An 18116-nucleotide genomic window follows, 5' to 3' on the forward strand; every position below is an offset into this window, starting at 1 on the left:
ACGCGCATTCAGGAGCGCAGCATGTCAGCCACCCCAGTATCCCCGCCCCTTGTCGATGCCGCTTACCTCGATGCGTTGTTCGAAGCGATCAAGCAGGCCCATGACGCATTGCGCCCCGCCGTCAGCGTCACACCACTCACTCGCAGCGCACGGTTGTCGACGCAGACGGGCTGCGAAGTCCTGCTCAAGTGCGAGCACTTGCAACACACCGGCTCATTCAAGTTTCGCGGGGCCAGCAACAAAATCCGCCTGTTGCCGGCCGAGCAGCACGGCAAAGGGGTGATCGCCGCGTCTTCCGGCAACCACGGGCAAGCACTCGCACTGGCTGGCAAAGCTGCTGGTGTGCCGGTGAAGGTGTACAGCGCAACGTCGGCGTCGCCTTACAAACTGGCAGCCATGCGCACGCTGGGTGCCGATGTGGTCTGCCTGCCCACCGACCCGTTGGGCGCAGAGTTGGAGGCCGCCAGGCAAGCCAAGGCACAGGGCGTACCGTTCGTGTCGCCGTACAACGACCCACAAGTCATCGCCGGCCAGGGCACCATCGGCATGGAGTTGTTCGAACAGGCGCCAGACCTGGACGCAGTGTTCGTCGCTGTCGGCGGTGGCGGGTTGATTTCCGGTATCGGCGCGGCCCTGCGCGTACTCAAGCCAGGTACTGAGATCATCGGCTGCTGGCCGGAAAATGACCCGGCACTGGAGCAGTCGCTGAAGGCAGGAGAAATCATCGAGGTGGATGCCCGTGAAACACTTTCGGACGGCACTGCGGGGGGCGTCGAGCCAGGTTCTATCAGCTTCCCGTTATGCCAGGCGCTGGTGACCAATACCGTATTGGTCAGCGAAGACGAAATACGCGCCGCCATGCGCGATATCGCCAACAGCGAGCGCTGGATCATCGAAGGTGCGGCAGCGGTTGCGGTCGCCGGTATGCAGAAACTGGCTGCCCGTTACCAGGGTAAACGCGTGGCGGTTATCCTGTGTGGCCGCAACATCGTGCTGGAGAAATTCCTCGAGGCGGTCAAATGAAGGTCGTCAACAAGGCGCAGATCATTGCCAGCTTCGACCCGGAACTGGCGATCAACCGGCTAGAGCAAGGTTTCATTGCTTACTCTGAAGGCAGGGTACAGGTGCCACCGGTGCAGGGCTTTGCGTTTGCACAGGCCAACGGCGACTGCTGCGTGAAGGCCGCGTACATCGAAGGCAGCCCCACCTTCACCGTCAAGCTGTCGACCGGCTTTTATGACAACCCGTGCAAGGGCCTGCCCAGTAACGATGGCCTGATGCTGGTGTTGTCAGCGCTCACCGGGCAACCATTGGCGCTGCTGCAAGACCAAGGCTGGCTGACCGGCATGCGCACCGCCCTTGCCGGGCGAATTGCAGCAAGGCTGCTGGCACCGGCGCGGGTCAAGGCGATTGGTATCCTCGGCACCGGCATGCAGGCACAGATGCAGCTCGAACAGTTGCGCGCCGTTACCGATTGTCGTCAGGTGTTCGTATGGGGCCGCAATGCCAGCGGGCTTGCCACCTATGCGGCCTTTGCCCGCAGCCTGGGCTTCGACGTTCACAGCACCCAGGATGCAGCAGAACTTGCCGCGGCAGCCAACCTGATTGTCTGCACCACCCCTTCCCGTCAGCCTTTGTTGCGCAGCGACTGGATCCAACCCGGCACGCACATCACTGCCGTCGGTGCCGATGCACCGGGCAAGCAGGAACTGGACCCGGCGCTGGTCGCCAGAGCCGACCACATCATCGTCGACTCGATCGCCCAGTGTAGCCAGTACGGCGAAGTGGCTTGTGCACTCAACAGTGGCCAGATCAACACTGACCAGCTGATCGAACTGGGCGCGCTGCTGGCGGGTCGCGCCAAAGGGCGTGAGCACGACGGCCAGATCACCCTGGCCGACCTGACCGGCGTGGCTGTACAGGATGCGCAAATCGCACGCTGCGCCTTGGCGGCAGTGAACGCCTGAGACTGAAGCCGCGTCAACGCATACGCCGCACCTGCGCTGGCGTGCGCTGCATCAGCACCTTGCCATTACGTACCGACACCAGTGCATGCCCCTGGCTGCGTACCATCTCGTAATCGTCCGGCGCCGACAGCAGCAACAGGTTCGCCGGCCGCCCCACCTCAATGCCATAGCGCTCGCCCAGGTTCAGGGTGCGGGCGCTGTTGTCGGTGATCAGGTCCAGGCAGCGCTGCAGGTCTTCGTAGCCAAGCATGTGGCAAATGTGCAGGCCTGCTTCGAGAATGCGCAGGATGTTGCCGTTGCCCAAGGGGTACCAAGGGTCGACGATGGAGTCCTGGCCAAAGCACACGTTCATTCCGGCGCGGTCGATCTCGGCCACGCGGGTAACGCCGCGGCGTTTCGGATAGTTGTCGAAGCGCCCCTGCAGGTGAATGCTTTCGGTCGGGCACGACACGAAGTTGATCCCCGACAGCTTCAACAGGCGAAACAGCTTATAGCAGTAGGCGTTGTCGTATGACCCCATGGCCACGGTATGGCTGGCCGTGACCCGCGCGCCCATGCCGCGAACCCGGGCCGCCTCGGCCAGCACTTCGAGGAAGCGCGATTGTGGGTCGTCGGTTTCGTCGCAGTGCACGTCCACCAGGCAGCCGGTGCGTTCGGCCAGGTCCATCAGGAACTTTACCGATGACACGCCCTGCTCACGGGTGTTCTCGAAATGCGGGATGCCGCCAACCACATCGGCGCCGATGGCCACCGCTTCGGTCATCAGTGCCCGGCCGTTGGCATACGATTCGATGCCCTCTTGGGGGAAGGCGACGATCTGCAGGTCGACCAGCTCACGCACTTCTTCGCGTACCTCGACCATGGCCTTGAGCGCAGTGAGTTTCGGGTCGGTGACATCGACATGGGTACGCACATGCTGGATCCCGTGGTCCACCAGCATGTCGACGGTCTTCTTCGCACGGGTCTTGATGTCGTCGTGGGTGGTTATTTCCTTGCGCTCGGCCCAGCATTCGATGCCTTCGAACAGGGTGCCGCTCATGTTCCATCTTGGCTCGCCAGCGGTCAGGGTGGCGTCGAGGTGGATATGCGGCTCGACGAAAGGCGCCACTACCAGGTTTTGCGCGGCGTCCAGATCATCGCCAGCAACAGCCGCCAGCTCGGCCTGGGGCACGATGGCGGCAATGCGTTCGCCGTTCAGTTCGATGCGGAACAGCCCGGGTTTGCCGCGCAGGCGTGCGTTGATGATGTGCATAGTGTCGCTCCTTGCCATGGACTTCGCTCATACGCAATTGTAGGAGTGAGTTTGTCAGTTAAACAGTAAGGGCTGACAGGTGCTTGTCTTGAGATGTTGGGTGCCTGTGAGATCGAGCGCCGCCCGCGCGGCGCTTCGCGGCACAAGACCGCTCCCACATCTGTTTCGGGCCAATTATGCCTGTGCCTTTGGCGCGCGCCCTGGGTGCATGGCTGGAGACTGATGAAAATCGGCGGTGCCCCCTTCAATATCGAAGGGAACAAACAAGGCGGACAGAGGTGACCTCACAGGAATAATTGGCCCGAAACAGATGTGGGAGCGGCCTTGTGCCGCGAAGCGCCGCGCGGGCGGCGCTCGATCTCACAGGCGACGCTAAAGGCACGGCGAACACCTCGCCTTTTTCAGGCAACCCCATCCAACCCCATCTGCCAGAAATCAGCCTCCAGGCTGGAGGCCTGGCCAAAAACACCCACCAGCTCGGTGAAACGCTGCTCGGTCATGCTGCGCGCCGCCAGTTCATCCAGGTGTTTGCGCGCCGCTGCCGCCACGCCCTGATAGCCTTCGCTGGCATATTCGCCAATCCATTCGCGGTACGGGTGGTTGCTCAAGTCGCCAATCTGCTCGGCCAGGGTCCGGCCTATCTCTGCATAGCCAATCACGCAGGGTGCCAACGCCACCTGCAACTCCAGCAGGTCACCGGCGGCGCCGCAGTCCAGTACGTAGCGGGTATAGGCCACGGTAGCCTGGTGCTCCGGTGCCGCCTCGATATCGGCCTGGCTCAGCCCCCAGCGCGCGCACAGGCGCAAGTGCAGCTCGGTTTCATCGAGGATCGCCGACAGCGTGGCCAGCGCGGCGCGGATGTCGGCCGGGCGGCGGCTCTTGTAGGCGGCTAGCGCCCAGGCCCGTGCGAACTGGATAAGGAACAGATAGTCCTGCACCAGGTAGGTCCGGAACGCTTCCTCGCTCAGCGTGCCCTCGCCCATCTGCCGTACAAAGTCATGGTCTACATAGCGGTTCCACTGCGGTGAGGCCGCAGCTTTGAGGCGCGCGAAGATGTCCATGCTCATTGGCCCTCCGGGTAGACAGCATCGAAGAAGGCCAGCTCCAGCGCCACGGTGCGCTGGTAGAAGTCAGCCGCCAGTGCGGCCTCCTGCGGCCCGACGCGGTCCAGTTCGGCCTGCAGGAAGGCGACGAAATCCTGGAAGGCCGGGTTGTCGTGCAGGGTGATCCACTCGGCGTGGACGAAGTGCTCTGGCATCGGCTTTGGCGCCTTCAGTGCCCAGTCCAGGTACAGCCCTTCGGCAACAGTGAGTACCGCCAGCGCTGCTGCGTATGAACGGGTCGCGGCCGCTTCACGCATGATTGCCTTGAAGCCTGCAGTGGGTGCGGTATCGGCGGGCTCAGTGCGTTGCGCCGGGCTTACATCCAAGGCCTCGAAGGCACGCAGGAAATAGGTGTTTTCGTCGCTGGAAATCATCCCGGCAAAGCGGCCAAAGCGCAGGCGCGCCTCGAAGGTGTCGGCCGTGGCGATGGCCGCGCCAAGCAAGGTCAGGAAGCTGTCGAGAAAGCGGTGGTCCTGCACCAGGTAGTCGACCATGATCGGGGCCGGCAGGCTGCCGTCGCACAATCGGGTCACGAAACGGTGGCCAACGGCCGCCGACCAGGTCGGCTCGCTCTGCTGGCGCAGGGACTGGCTAAAACGTTCGGTCATGTTGCTGTCCTTGGTGAAGGTGACAGCGAGACCTTGGCAAATGGCATGAACGGGCCTCGCAGTGAGGCCGGCAAAAAGGCAGGTAACCAATCCCATCCCTTCGCCGGCATGATCCGGATCAGGTTCGAAGGGTCACCGCGCTATTGCATCCAGCGGTTTCTCAGCCCGTTGCCAGGCTCCCCTTGGTGGCGTCACATATACCCCAGCGCGGCCCGGCTGTCACTACATAACCCAAATGGTGGGCCATAGGATGCCCCGCTACTGGGGACTTATCCCCACATTTGCGGCGCGATTATTTAGTGCGGCTCAGGTATTGCGCAGTTTTGTATGACAAAGCATTGCAGAAATAACGGTTGGCACAGCCATTGCTCCGGGCCATTTATCAGGCAAAACGCCATTGATGGCTTAAAGCTATTCAGCCGCGAGCGAGGCATAAAGCAATGAAAACACCTGCCGTGATCGACCCTGCCAGGCACGCATTCCAGCTGTCCTGCCTCACCGCGCTGATGGTCAGCCTTGGGCTGATCTCGGCGATGGCATCTCCGCTTGACGACAACAGCATGCCACCGCCGACCGACCCGTCGGCCTACACTGACCAACCCGCCGACCCCAACCCCGCCCTGCTTAACCTGTACACCCTGCCCGAGGCTAATGAAGGCGCTCTGGAACTGACTGATGGCGTGTACGGCGACCGTAACACGGTGCGCATTGACAATGTATTGCCACCGTTGCTGCAAACCTCGGATAAATACCCTACCAACGGCAAGCCGAGCCCGTTATTCGGTGCGCAACCATTCACGCAGCAACTGCTGCTGTTCGAGGAATTCGGCCCTGAGAAACTCGACCCGAATTTGCCAGCACCCGACCTGACCTTCCCGGTCCCTACGCTGGGCGCTGCGCCTGCACAAGACCCTAACGTGGTTGCCCGCAGCGGCCCCAGCGGCACGGCCCTGGAGGCGTTTCTCAAGCAACCGGGCCTGTACCCGTTCCCGACCCAGTACGCCAATGTGCTCGACCGCAACCCATGGAAAGCGCAGATCGAGATGTTCCTCAACCGGAAACCCGTGGGTTCGCCGGCAGAAGGCCGGCCACCAGGAAAAGGCTGGTCGCACCAACGTTGGAACGAGTTCTACCCGCAGGCAGCGTTCAAGACGGCCCAGGCCGGCGCGCGCATCAACCTTGGCCTGCGTGACCGCAAGCAGCTGCACAACTATGCAGTCGGCGAGTTTGCCCCGGGCGGCCTGTATTACCAGACCTCGGATATCCCGACCACGCTGGGCACCACCAAGGGCATCGACACCCGCTTCCACCCGAACATGCCGCTGCAGAACCACAAGTCGTTGTGGACCTTCGACGGCACCTTCCCGGTCAAGCTGCTGATGGTGCGCTATGGCCAGCCGATCCTCATGCGCCATTACAACGCCTTGCCGATAGACCCGTCGGCCAACGGCGGTTTTGGCCTCCACACTATCTCGACCCACGAACACAACGGCCACTCGCCGGCCGAGAGCGACGGCTTTGCCAACGCCTACTTCTTCCCCGGCCAGTACTACGACTACCGCTGGCCCGTGCAGTTGGCAGGCTACGACACCATCAACACGCGCGCGCAGGACCCGCGCGCGGCCTTCCCTTGCTCGCCGGGCGAAACCCTGTTCGTCAACGATGGCACGCCGGGCTTGAAAACCTGCCAGAACGGCAGCATCAAGATTCGCGGCGACTGGCGTGAAACCATGAGTACTCACTGGTTTCACGACCACATGATGGATTTCACGGCGCAGAACGTCTACAAAGGCAACGCCGTGATGATGAACTATTACAGCGCCCTGGACCGCGGTAACGAGGCCCTGCAGGACGGCGTCAACCTGCGTTTCCCCAGCGGCACCGCCATGCCATGGGGCAACCGTGACTATGACGTCAACCTGGTGATCGCCGACAAGGCCTGGGACGCCAGCGGCCAACTGTGGTTCAACCCCTTCAATACCGACGGTTTCCTCGGTGACCAGATGCTGGTCAACTGGCAGTACCAGCCCAAGCTTAAAGTGCGCGCACGCAGCTACCGGTTCCGCATTCTCAACGGCTCGGTATCACGGTACTTCAAATTTGCCGTGGTGCGCGAAATCGCCGGCAACGGCGGCGAGTTCAAAGGCCCCTCCGGCTCCAACGTGTCGTATGCACGGGTGCCGTTCCACATGATCGCCAACGACGGCAACATCATGGAACACGCCGTTCCGTTCGACGGTACCCTGGACCTCAACGGCGACGGCAACCTGCAGGACAACAACGCAATCCTGCCGCTGCAAGGCATCGCCGAGCGTTACGACATCATCATCAACTTCGCCAAGAACGGCATCAAGGTTGGCGACAAGCTGTATTTCGTCAACCTTGAGGAGCACCAGAGCGGCAAAGGCCCGGAAGGCACCATTGCGCTGGCCGATGTACTGTCGGAAACCTACAAGGCAGTGATCAAGCAGACCAGCAAGGGTCCGCAATGGGATAAAGGCGACCCGATAGTCGGCAAGTTCCTGCAGTTGATCGTGCAGCCCTACACCGGCCAAGACGTGAGCATGGACCCCGCCGCCTATGAACCGGCCAAACCAGGCAAGCCCGAAGGCCTGAAGATGATTCCGCTGCCCATCGACCGCAATTCGGCGTCCGACCTGGCCAAGATCAAGGATGCCCGCCACCGCGAGTTCATCTTTGGCCGCTCGGACGGTACCGACACAACCCCGTGGACCATCAAGACCGACGGCGGTTTTGGCTACAGCATGGACCCTCGGCGCATCAGCGCGGCGCCGCAACTGGCCAATCAGTCCACCGACGGCGGCTTCAGTGGCGACGGCACCCTGGAAGTATGGAAGATCAAGAACGGCGGCAACGGCTGGAGCCACCCGGTACATGTGCACTTCGAAGAAGGCGTGATCCTCAGCCGCGACGGCAAGGCGCCGCCAGAATGGGAAAAATGGGCACGCAAGGACGTGTATCGCATCGGGCCAGACGCCGACTCGTCGGAAGAAGTGGAAATGGCCATCCGCTTCCGTGAATTTGCCGGTACCTACATGGAGCACTGCCACAACACCCAGCACGAGGACTCGTCGATGCTGCTGCGCTGGGACCTTGAACACCCGGGCCAGTTCCAGGTGATGCCAACCCCGTTGCCGGGTTGGGATGGCGTGGAGTACATGGCGTCGGTGGGCTTGCCAACCTTCCGTACCAAAGGCCACAACGATGACGACGACCCGGCCAACAAGCCACCGGTCGCGGCCAATGACAGCGCGGCAACCACCGCCGGCAAGGCGATCACCCTGAACGTGCTGGCCAACGACAGCGACCCGGATGGCAACGTACCGCTGACCGTCACTGGCCTGAACCAGCCGGACTCCGGCAAGGGCGTGGTCAGTACCGATGGCACCACGGTGACTTACACCCCGCCGGCCACGGTCGATACGCCGTTCACCGCCAGCTTCACCTACACAGCGCGTGATGCCAAGGGCGCCGAGTCGGTGAACCCTGCCACGGTCAGCATCGTGGTGAACCCGGCGGCACCGGTCGACCAGATCCAGGTCACCAGTGCCGTGGTGCAGGTGCGCAGTGGCAACCGCTACACCTGGGACCTGTCCGGAACGACCTCGGTGGCCACTGGCAACAGCATCAGCGCGACTGCGGCAACCACCAGCGGCCCGCTGAGCCTGGGCAATGCCACGCTGACCGCCGCCACCAGCGGTGCCCGCTGGCGGGTGTCGGTGACCACCACCGGCAGCGGGCCGGCCACACCGGCGACGGTAACGGTCAAATCGACACTGGGGCAGAGCGTGACCGTGCCGGTCAGCATCAAGTAACTGGAAAGCGGGGGCCGCTCTGCGGCCCTTCGCGGGTGAACCCGCTCCTACGGGGCTTTGTGTGGGAGCGGGTTCACCCGCGAACACCGGCCCGGCCGGTGCCATCCACCGCGTCGCAACCATTGACGAGGCCCCCAATCATGCCCGGCTCATGGCGTTTCCTGCTGGTACTCGCACTGTTCGCCGCCAGCGTCCCGTTCTGGCCGTTACAACCGCAACCACAACCGGTAGCCGCAGAAGCCGCCACCCCCTGGGGTGCCAACTACTTCCCGAACCTCCCCCTGCTCACCCAGGACGGCGAAAAAGTGCACTTCTATGACGACCTGATCAAGGACAAAGTGGTCGCCATCAACTTCATCTTCACCGGCTGCTCCGACTCCTGCCCGGTGGAGACCGCACGCCTGCGCCAGGTACAGAGGATTCTCGGCGACCGGGTCGGCAAGGACATCTTCCTCTATTCCATCAGCATCGACCCCTACAACGACACCCCCGCCACCCTCAAGCGCTACGCCGAAAAGTTCTCCATCGGCCCCGGCTGGACGCTGCTGACCGGCGAGCCCAACGACATCGAGCAACTGCGCCGTAGCCTGGGGCTGTGGATTGATGGCCTGGAAAACGGCCGCTCCAAGGACCACAACTTGAGCCTGATCATCGGCAACCAGGCCACCGGCCGCTGGATGAAGGCCTCGCCTTTTGAAAGCCCTTACATTCTCGCCGACCGCCTGGGCAACAGCCTGCACAACTGGAAGCAGGCCAGCGCCATGAACAATGACTATGCCCAGGCCCCCGAGGTGCGCCCGCCCAGCAGTGGCGAGCAGATCTTCCGTACCCGCTGCTCGTCCTGCCACGCCTTGGGCAACACCGAGCCGGGCCAGCCAGGCATCGGCCCGGACTTGCTGGGGGTCACCCGCCAGCGTGACGCCAACTGGCTGGCCCGCTGGCTGAAGGAGCCCGACCAGATGCTGGCCGAGAAAGACCCTTTGGCCCTGCTGCTGTATGAGCAGTACAACCGCTTGGCCATGCCCAACATGCGCCTGGGCGACGCTGAAGTCAGCGCATTGATCAGCTACCTCGAGGAAGAAACCACGCGCTTGCAAACGCCGGTAGCAGATAGGGGGACCCCTTAAAGGCATATCGCCGGCCTTGCGGCCCGATCGCGACGCAAGGCCGCGCCTGCAGGGACCGCGCTGGCATGCATTGCCTGCTGATACGCGTTATCGTGTACCCTTCACCCACCAAAACCACCTGCACCATGACCGACATCGAGCGCTACCTGCGCGCCGCCACCCGAGACAATACCCGGCGCAGCTACCAGGCCGCCATCGAACACTTCGAAAGCCACTGGGGCGGTTTCCTGCCGGCCACTGCCGAGAGCATCGCCCGCTACCTGGCCGACCACGCCAACCAGCACGCGGTCAGCACCCTGCGCCAACGGCTGGCCGCGCTCAGCCAATGGCACGTGGCACAAGGTTTCCCCGACCCGACCAAGGCGCCCTTGGTGCGCCAGGTGCTACGCGGCATCCGCACCCTGCACCCGACACCGCCGAAACAGGCCGCGCCGCTGTTGTTGCAACACCTGCAAACCGCCGTGGCGTGTTTTGATGAAGAGGCGCGGGCGGCCCGCGAACAGTATGATTTGGCTGCCCTGCGCCGGGCCCGGCGCGATAGCGCACTGCTGCTACTGGGTTTCTGGCGTGGCTTTCGCGGTGATGAGCTGGCGCGCCTGCGCGTCGAGCACATCCAGGCCGAGGCCGGTGTTGGCATTACCCTGTTCCTGCCGCGCAGCAAGGGTGACCGTGAAGCACTGGGCGTGCAGCACCGCACCCCCGCACTCAAGGCCTTGTGCCCGGTCACGGCCTACCTGCAATGGCTGGAGGTTGCCGGCATTGCCCATGGGCCTGTGTTCCGCAAGCTCGACCGCTGGGGCAACCTTGGCGACAGCGCGCTAAACAGCAACAGCTTGGTCGGCCTGCTGCGGCGCATGCTGGAACGTGCCGGGGTACCGGCGTCGCTGTATACCGGCCACTCGTTACGGCGCGGTTTTGCCACCTGGGCCACCGCCAATGGTTGGGAATTGAAATCGCTGATGAGCTACGTGGGCTGGAAAGACGCCAAATCGGCGCTGCGTTACATCGACGCGGCGCAGCGCTTTGGCGAGCTGGCTGTATTACCGGCCAACCAGGCGCAAGCGCTTATTCCCTGAAACTGTGCCGGGCGACACCGCCGGTTTCCGGGCGAATGGCGTGCAGGTCGCCCGCATCGGGGTGCGCCTGACCGCTGCGGGCGCGGCGTTTCTCGACACCGCTTACCGCACCCTGGCAGAGCTGGAGCAAGGCATAGAGTACGCCCGCCACGTTTCTGCGGGGGCAGCGGCAACCTCACCATCACGGCTATCTCCGTCGCCTACTACGACTCGCTGCTGAACAGCTTGCGGCGCTTTCGCGAGGCCTACCCTAATGTGCAACTGACCATCCGCGAGATGCCGTCGGCCTCCCAGGCCAAGGTGTTGCTGCTCGATGAGCAGATCGTCATGGCCATGTTCGATTCAGCCCAACACAGTCCTTTGTAGGAGCGGGCTTGTCCCGCGAACACTGGCGTAGCCGGTGCCATTCACCGCGTCGCTTTCTTCGCGGGTGAACCCGCTCCTACCGCGCAGCGCCACAGGCGGCCAATGTCGCAGGCCCGCGCCTGCAGCAGTTCAGCGGCATTGACACACGCCTGCTCCAGGCTCATCGGGCCACTGGCCAGGGCAAAGGCGGCATCGACACCCTGGGCATATAACTGCTGGTAACCCTCACCCAGGGTTCCGGCCAGCACCACCACCGGCACGCCATGGCGCTTGGCAACCCGGGCCACGCCCATTGGCGTCTTGCCGCGCAGTGTCTGCGCATCGAAGCGTCCCTCACCCGTCACCACCAGGTCCGCGCTCTGCACCAGGGCGTCGAGCCCGGCCAGTTCGGCCACCACCTCTACCCCCGGGCGGAACTGCGCGCCCATGAACGCCCGGGCGGCGAAGCCCATGCCACCGGCGGCACCACAACCGGGGTAGTCACGTACATCCTCACCCAGCAGTTGCGCGCAGTGGTCGGCGAAATGCCCCAACGCCTGGTCCAGTGCCTGCACCTGCTGCGGGTTGGCGCCTTTCTGCGGGCCGAAGATCGCTGAAGCACCGTTGGCCCCGCACAGCGGGTTATCGACGTCTGCAGCCACTTCGAATTGCACCTCGGCCAGGCGTGGGTCGAGGTCGCTGGCGTCGATGCGGGCCAGCCTGGCCAAGGCCAGGCCACCCTCTTCCAGCGCCTGTCCTTCGGCATCCAGCAGGCGCAGGCCCAGGGCGCGCAACATGCCACTTCCGGCGTCGTTGGTGGCGCTGCCGCCAATGGCCAGCACCACGCGCTGCGCACCGGCCGCCAAGGCGGCGGCAACCAGCTCACCGGTACCCCAGGTGCTGCTGCGGCAGGCATCACGCTGGCCGGTTGGCACCAGTTGCAGGCCACTGGCCTGTGCCATCTCGATGATTGCCGTGCGGCTTTGCGGCAGCCAGCCCCAGCCAGCCTCGACACTTTGCCCCAGCGGGCCACGCACGGTCTGGCGACGCAGCTCGCCATGGCTTGCTGCCAGGATCGCGTCCATGGTGCCTTCGCCGCCGTCGGCCATCGGGCACTCGACCAACTGCGCGTCCGGCCACGCCTCGGCCAGGCCCGCAGCGATGGCGCGGGCAACACCGGCAGCATCGAGGCTGTCCTTGAACGAGTCGGGGGCAATGACGATCTTCATGGCGATTCTCCTGTCCTGATGGCCGCATGCTGACAGGTGGCTGCCAAGGTGGCCTCGGTCAAATGCACAAAACGCCGGGCGGGTTGTTTGGGCAGATGCCTTCGCGGGTTGCTGGGATCATCTGTAGGAGCGGCCTTGTGTCGCGATCGGGCCGCAAAGCGGCCGCCAACTCTCGGCATCAAAGCGAACATTGCCGGGGCCGCCTTGCGGCCCGATCGCGACACAAGGCCGCTCCTACAACGATCGCAACAGGCTTCAATCAGCTGGAAGCAGCTGCAACCCCAGATACAAGCTCAGCATCCCTTCCATCCGCAGCGGGTCAACCTCGCCCAGTTCAGCAACCCGCTCCAGGCGATAGCGCAGGCTGTTGCGGTGGATGCCCAGGGCATCGGCACAGGCCTGGCTCTGGCCGTCATGGGCACACCAGGCACGCAAGGTGGTCAGCAACTGGCCGCTGCTGTCCCTGGCACGTATGCGCTGCAATGGCTCCAGCAGCTCATCCAGCGCGTCATCGTTGCGGTGGCGCCACAACAATGCCGGTAGCCGGTAGCGTTGCAGGCTGAGCAGGCGCTCACCCGGCAATACTTCGCGGCCATAGGCCAGCAAATCACGTACCCGCCGGTAACCCCGGCGCAACTGCTCCAGGCTCTGCGCCGTGCTGCCCAGGGCCAGCCGTTCCACCTCCCAGCCGTGCCGTTGCAGGCGCTCCAGCAGGCGCGCTTCATCCAGCGCTGCCCCTGCTGGGCGACACCACAGCAACGACTGGCGCGCCGGGCTGACGCACCAGCTGTCCGGGTAACGGCTGATCAGCCATGCCGCAAGCGCCTCGGCGGCTGGCCCAGAGGCCAGTTCGAACAGGCACGGCACCCGCGCTAGCTGGGGTTTCAGGCCCAGTTGCCGGGCTTCATCGAGCAAGCGCGGAGAATCACCGCTGCCGCCCAGCAACAAAGCCAGCAAGTCGTCACAGCGCTGCCGCCGCCATTGCTGGTCAGCCTGCAAATGGCGCTGGGCCAGCAACATCTCGGCAGTCATGCGCACCAGTTCGCCGTAAGTGCGCACCTGCTGCGGGTCGCCGGTCAGGCCGAGCACGCCCATCAGCCGGCCATCGAGCATCAACGGCAGGTTTACCCCCGGCTGCACGCCCTTCAGGCATTTGGCTGCATCCACGTCCAGTTCGACGATACGGCCGTTGGCCAATACCAGCTGCGCGCCCTCGTGGCGGGTGTTGATGCGTTCCGGCTCGCCACTGCCCAGGATCAGGCCCTGGCTGTCCATGACATTGACATTGCACGGCAGAATGGCCATTGCCCGGTCAACGATATCCTGTGCCAGGTCATGGTCGAGTTCGAACATTGCGTGTTCCTTTGGGTGTTAGGCTTTTGGGCCCGGGCACAGCAGCCTGGGGCAAGCACTGTGCAAAAGCACAAAGACAGGCACGCCGCAGTCCCCGAGACTCGTCAGGGCGAGCGCCGGAACAGGCGACGCGGCGACAACCATAACAACAGAGAACCCGATCATGGCACACAGCCCCGCCCCTGACCAAGGCACGGACACCACCCGCAACGCGCTGTACCGGCGCATCACCCTGCGGTTGATTCCGTTCATTTTCATCTGCTACCTGTTTAACTACCTGGACCGCGTCAACGTCGGCTTTGCCAAGCTGCAGATGCTCGACGCCCTGAAATTCAGCGAAACGGTGTATGGCCTTGGCGCCGGCATCTTCTTCATCGGCTACGTATTGTGCGGCCTGCCAAGCAACCTGGCGCTCAACCGCTTCGGCCCGCGGCGCTGGATTGCGCTGATGATGATTGCCTGGGGCAGTTTGTCCACCTGCCTGCTGTTCGTCACCACCCCCACCGAGTTCTACACCCTGCGCCTGCTCACCGGCGCCGCCGAAGCGGGCTTCTTCCCGGGTGTGGTGCTGTACCTCTCGCGCTGGTTCCCGGCTGCTCGGCGCGGGCGCATCATGGCGCTGTTCATGTCGGCCATCCCGGTGTCCGGCTTGCTGGGTGGGCCGTTCTCCGGCTGGATCCTCGAGCACTTCGCCACCGGCCAGCATGGCCTGGCCGGCTGGCAGTGGATGTTCCTGATCCAGGGCCTGCCGACCGTGGCGTTGGGTATCCTGGCGGTGTTCCTGCTCAGTGACGGCTACCAGAAAGCCGCCTGGCTGAGCCCGGCCGAGCGCCAGCTGATCGCAGCCGACCTGGAGGCCGACGCCGCCAGCAAGCCGAACACCACCGGCGACAGTGTATTGGCCGTGTTGACCAACCCGCTGATCTGGACCTTCGGCTTCGTCTACTTCTGCATACAGAGCGGCGTGTACGCAATCAACTTCTGGCTGCCATCGATCATCAAGGGCATGGGCTTCGACAACCCACTGCTGATTGGCTGGCTCAGCGCCATTCCGTACCTGCTGGCTGGCGTCTTCATGATCCTCTGCGGGCGTTCCGCCGACCTGCGCAACGAGCGCCGCTGGCACCTTGTAGTGCCGATGCTGATGGGCGCTATCGGCCTGCTGATCGCCGTGAACTTCTCGGGCAACCCGGCCATCGCCATCCTTGGCCTGTCAATCGCCACCATGGGCGCCCTCACCGGCTTGCCGATGTTCTGGCCGATGCCGACGGCGTTGCTCAGCGCCAGTGCCGCCGTGGCGGGCCTGGCGATCATCAACTCGGTGGGGCAGATGGCAGGCTTCCTCAGCCCGTACCTGGTGGGTTTCATCAAGGATCAGACCGGTTCCACCGATGCCGCGCTGTACTCGCTGGCGGTACTGATCGTGGTGGGTAGCCTGGTTGCGTTGCGCGTCACCCGTGCCGGTGCGCTGAGTTCTGCCCGGGCCAATTAAGACCCTTCGCGGGTAAACCCGCTCCCACAGGGGACACCACAATGTTCTGGCATGTGGCGATCCTGTGGGAGCGGGTTTACCCGCGAAGAGGCCCTCCACGCCACACAAAAACTTCCTATCCCCGCCGCTCCTCAGGCAGACATTGTCGCTAGACGGTGGTGACCATGACCTCCAAGAGTTCTTTAGTGGCCGGCATGTTCCGGATGTTGCGCATTTCTTCAGGCAGCTCAATATGAACAATGCCTGATTCCCTTCCACGTAGCAGGTTCCACCCGAACATCTCTTTCCCCACCTCTCCTGCAAGCTGAGCGTGGCTGATTTTGTACTGTTTGATATCCGCAAGCGTCCTGGCGCTGGAGCTCCAGGCCTGCATTCCTCGACCTGCCATGCCCGTTCCTCCGGTCACCAGTCGCGTCCCCGACGAAGCCATCGAGAAAAATGACGATTGCGCTTGCCAGGCCGCTACAACGCCCGGTGGCGTGGACAAGATCAAACCCGCGACCCCTGATAGCGTTGCAACTGAATTGCCGGAGCGAGCCAGCGTAGGGTATTCGGGAATACGATCGGGGGAAGCAAGGTACTGCTCGGGTGTCATGTTCAGGTGCGCGGCCTGAACAGATCTTTTGATAATGGGCGTAGCAACCTTGAGCGCCGACATGCCAGTGTTTATCAACCCTGTGACCCCACTGAAGAACTGCTGCAGCGTGCGCACAAAATCATGACCGCTTCTGTCAACATGGTTTACGGGGTCGCACTGACAGTATGCATAGCTGTTCAGTCCGCCTTTGCCAAAGGGGCTAATAGAGTCAGCGCTGCAGAATCTCATCAACTCCGGTCGATACAAACGCTGGCCATTTCCAAGTAAATAGCCCTCTGTTGCGATGTCCCACCACTCGCCGACAAAGCCCAAGGCAACGTCGCTCCGCGGGCTGAATCCATATGCAGTGTAAGCCGTGGCGCCCATCACTGACTGTTGTATATCCACTGCGAGCAGCATGGCCGGCTCCTTGTAGCACCGCAAAATGAAAGGATGGCTAAACGTGAGGCAAACTGAAACTGGCAGAAGTGCCAGTAGTGCAAACGCGACTCCGATCGTCAGATCGGCGCACCTACTGCCCACCACGGGCGTCAAATGGTACCAAAGGCCCCCTTTGGAGACGCCCCATGACCCAGCACGCCGTAGCCCGCCTGGCGCAACTCGACGAACACCGCCCCTTGCGCGTCCAGGCCGGCAACGAAGAACTCATCGTCGTCCGCCAGGGCGACCAGGTGCGTGCCTACCAAGGCAACTGCCCCCATGCCGGCGCGCCGCTCGACGAAGGCATGGTCTGCGCTGGCCAGCTGGTCTGCCCCTGGCACAAAGCCGCGTTCGCGGTTGATGACGGCATGGTTTGCGAACCTCCGGCACTGGCTGACCTGCGCCGTTACAAGGCCTGGGTCAAGGGTGATGAAGTGTGGGTCGACGACCAACCGTTGCCGGCAATCGAGCCGCCCAGGCACAGCGATGCCCGCTGTTTTGTAGTCGTTGGTGCCGGCGCTGCGGGCAGCGCTGCAGTCGCCACCCTGCTCAACCACGGCTTCTCCGGCCGACTGGTGTGGGTCGACCAGGAGCGCCAGCCAGCCTATGACCGTACCTCGCTGAGCAAATTCGTGATCGCCGGCCAGATGGCGCCCGATGAAGTCCCCGCGCTGCTAGAAGCCTACGCCCTGCGCAAAGGCCAACTGGAACGTAGACACGGCAAGGTCCGCAGCTTGAACAGCCAGAAGCGCCAACTTACCCTCGCCGACGGAGAGCAAATTGAGTACGACGCCTGCCTGCTGGCCACCGGCGGCAAAGCGCTGCGCCCGGAACTGCCCGGCGTCGACCTGCCTGGGGTGTTTACCCTGCGTTCGCGCGAGGATGCCGCCCAGGTGCTGGATGCCGCCGAACCTGGCCAACCGGTGGTGATCGTCGGTGATGGTTACATCGGCCTGGAAGCCGCCTCGGCCCTGCGCAAGTACGGCGCACAGGTCCATCTTGTCACTCGCCACGAAGTCCCGCTGGCGCGGCAGCTGGGTGAGCGCATCGGCCGCAGCATTCGCGAGCTGCATGAACGCAAAGGGGTCACCTTCCATGGCCCCACCGAGGTTGAGCAGATCGAGGGCCAGGACAAGGTCGAAGCCGTGCTGTTGGCCAACGGCGAGCGCCTGCAAACGCCGTTGGTCTTGCTAGGCACGGGGGTTAAGCCGGCCACTGCCTTCCTGCAGGGTGTGCCGCTGGGCGAGGACAAGTCGGTGCGGGTCGACGCAGAAATGCGTGCTGCCGATGGCCTGTGGGCGGCGGGCGATATCGCTACCTTCCCGCTCACGGGGCGCCCGGTGCGCATCGAACATTGGCGCCTGGCCCAGCAGCACGGGGTGATCGCCGCCGCCAACATGCTGGGCGAACAGCGCCGCTATGCTGATGTGCCGTTCTTCTGGACCTATCAGCATGGGCGCACCTACGAGGTGTTGGGACACGCGCGGGACTGGAACCGGATCGAGTTCGTTAGCGAGCCAGAGAAAGGTGATTTCATTGCCCTGCAGTGTGTAGATGAGCGGGTCGAGGCAGTGATTGCCAAGGGCTATTCCGATGCCATGGCGACGCTGTCGCAGCGCATGAAGCGGCCATTGACCCTGCAGGAGGCCATGGCGCTAATCGGCTGAGGGGCGCCTTTCAATGCGTGCCGGTTGTGTGTAAAACAGGGAA

Annotated in this window: 13 protein-coding genes, 1 pseudogene and 1 riboswitch; of the genes and pseudogenes, 8 read left to right on the plus strand and 6 right to left on the minus strand. The window is 63.4% G+C overall.

Annotation, left to right across the window (positions count from 1 at the left end; genetic code table 11):
* Positions 1 to 21: 21 nt before the first annotated feature.
* Together ACIP02_RS18235 and ACIP02_RS18240 are read left to right on the plus strand one after the other, a co-directional pair.
* Positions 22 to 1023, plus strand: a complete 1002-nt coding sequence (locus tag ACIP02_RS18235) for a threonine/serine dehydratase (protein WP_400618760.1) — start codon at positions 22 to 24, stop codon at positions 1021 to 1023.
* On the plus strand, positions 1020 to 1967 hold the full coding sequence (locus tag ACIP02_RS18240; RefSeq protein ID WP_400618762.1) for an ornithine cyclodeaminase family protein: 948 nt from the start codon (positions 1020 to 1022) through the stop codon (positions 1965 to 1967). The genes ACIP02_RS18235 and ACIP02_RS18240 overlap by 4 nt, the downstream gene beginning before the upstream one ends.
* Positions 1968 to 1980: 13 nt before the next feature.
* Here the strand turns inward: ACIP02_RS18240 and codA are convergent, their stop codons facing one another.
* From codA to ACIP02_RS18255, 3 genes are all read right to left on the minus strand, one after another.
* Positions 1981 to 3219, minus strand: a complete 1239-nt coding sequence (gene codA, locus ACIP02_RS18245) for a cytosine deaminase (protein WP_400618765.1) — start codon at positions 3217 to 3219, stop codon at positions 1981 to 1983.
* Positions 3220 to 3620: 401 nt separating this feature from the next.
* Positions 3621 to 4286, minus strand: a complete 666-nt coding sequence (gene tenA / locus ACIP02_RS18250) for a thiaminase II (protein WP_400618767.1) — start codon at positions 4284 to 4286, stop codon at positions 3621 to 3623.
* A complete protein-coding gene (locus ACIP02_RS18255) occupies positions 4283 to 4930 on the minus strand; it encodes a TenA family protein (RefSeq protein WP_400618770.1) in 648 nt (215 codons plus the stop codon). Before ACIP02_RS18255 ends, tenA begins: the two co-directional genes overlap by 4 nt.
* Before the next feature lie 78 nt (positions 4931 to 5008).
* Positions 5009 to 5123: riboswitch (TPP riboswitch) on the minus strand.
* A 247-nt stretch (positions 5124 to 5370) separates the two neighbouring features.
* Between ACIP02_RS18255 and ACIP02_RS18260 the strand changes: the two genes are divergently transcribed.
* From ACIP02_RS18260 to ACIP02_RS18275, 4 genes and pseudogenes are all read left to right on the plus strand, one after another.
* The gene (locus ACIP02_RS18260; protein WP_400618773.1) at positions 5371 to 8766 is read left to right on the plus strand and encodes an Ig-like domain-containing protein; all 3396 of its coding nucleotides are present in this window, start codon (positions 5371 to 5373) and stop codon (positions 8764 to 8766) included.
* Between the two features lie 140 nt (positions 8767 to 8906).
* On the plus strand, positions 8907 to 9893 hold the full coding sequence (locus tag ACIP02_RS18265; RefSeq protein ID WP_400618776.1) for an SCO family protein: 987 nt from the start codon (positions 8907 to 8909) through the stop codon (positions 9891 to 9893).
* 65 nt (positions 9894 to 9958) lie between these two features.
* Positions 9959 to 10969, plus strand: coding sequence for a site-specific integrase (locus tag ACIP02_RS18270; protein ID WP_400618779.1), 1011 nt, complete (start codon positions 9959 to 9961; stop codon positions 10967 to 10969).
* 58 nt (positions 10970 to 11027) lie between these two features.
* A pseudogene (locus ACIP02_RS18275) lies at positions 11028 to 11269 on the plus strand (LysR family transcriptional regulator); the annotation flags it as partial.
* A 107-nt stretch (positions 11270 to 11376) separates the two neighbouring features.
* Here ACIP02_RS18275 and ACIP02_RS18280 read toward each other — a convergent pair.
* Positions 11377 to 12543 (minus strand): glycerate kinase, encoded by a 1167-nt coding sequence (locus ACIP02_RS18280; RefSeq protein WP_400618781.1) that lies wholly within the window; start codon positions 12541 to 12543, stop codon positions 11377 to 11379.
* A gap of 255 nt (positions 12544 to 12798) precedes the next feature.
* Positions 12799 to 13896, minus strand: a complete 1098-nt coding sequence (locus ACIP02_RS18285) for a sugar diacid recognition domain-containing protein (RefSeq protein ID WP_400618784.1) — start codon at positions 13894 to 13896, stop codon at positions 12799 to 12801.
* Between the two features lie 163 nt (positions 13897 to 14059).
* On the opposite strand from ACIP02_RS18285, the gene ACIP02_RS18290 reads away from it, so the two are divergent.
* Positions 14060 to 15388, plus strand: a complete 1329-nt coding sequence (locus ACIP02_RS18290; protein ID WP_400618787.1) for an MFS transporter — start codon at positions 14060 to 14062, stop codon at positions 15386 to 15388.
* Positions 15389 to 15536: 148 nt separating this feature from the next.
* Here ACIP02_RS18290 and ACIP02_RS18295 read toward each other — a convergent pair whose 3' ends face one another.
* Positions 15537 to 16385 (minus strand): RHS repeat-associated core domain-containing protein, encoded by an 849-nt coding sequence (locus ACIP02_RS18295; protein WP_400618790.1) that lies wholly within the window; start codon positions 16383 to 16385, stop codon positions 15537 to 15539.
* Positions 16386 to 16552: 167 nt separating this feature from the next.
* Here ACIP02_RS18295 and ACIP02_RS18300 point away from each other — a divergent pair, with 167 nt between their 5' ends.
* Positions 16553 to 18073, plus strand: a complete 1521-nt coding sequence (locus tag ACIP02_RS18300; RefSeq protein WP_400618793.1) for an FAD-dependent oxidoreductase — start codon at positions 16553 to 16555, stop codon at positions 18071 to 18073.
* The last annotated feature ends 43 nt before the right edge of the window (positions 18074 to 18116 follow it).

Origin of the sequence: Pseudomonas sp. NPDC089408 (assembly GCF_044749445.1) — a bacterium.
In the GTDB taxonomy this organism is placed as follows: domain Bacteria; phylum Pseudomonadota; class Gammaproteobacteria; order Pseudomonadales; family Pseudomonadaceae; genus Aquipseudomonas.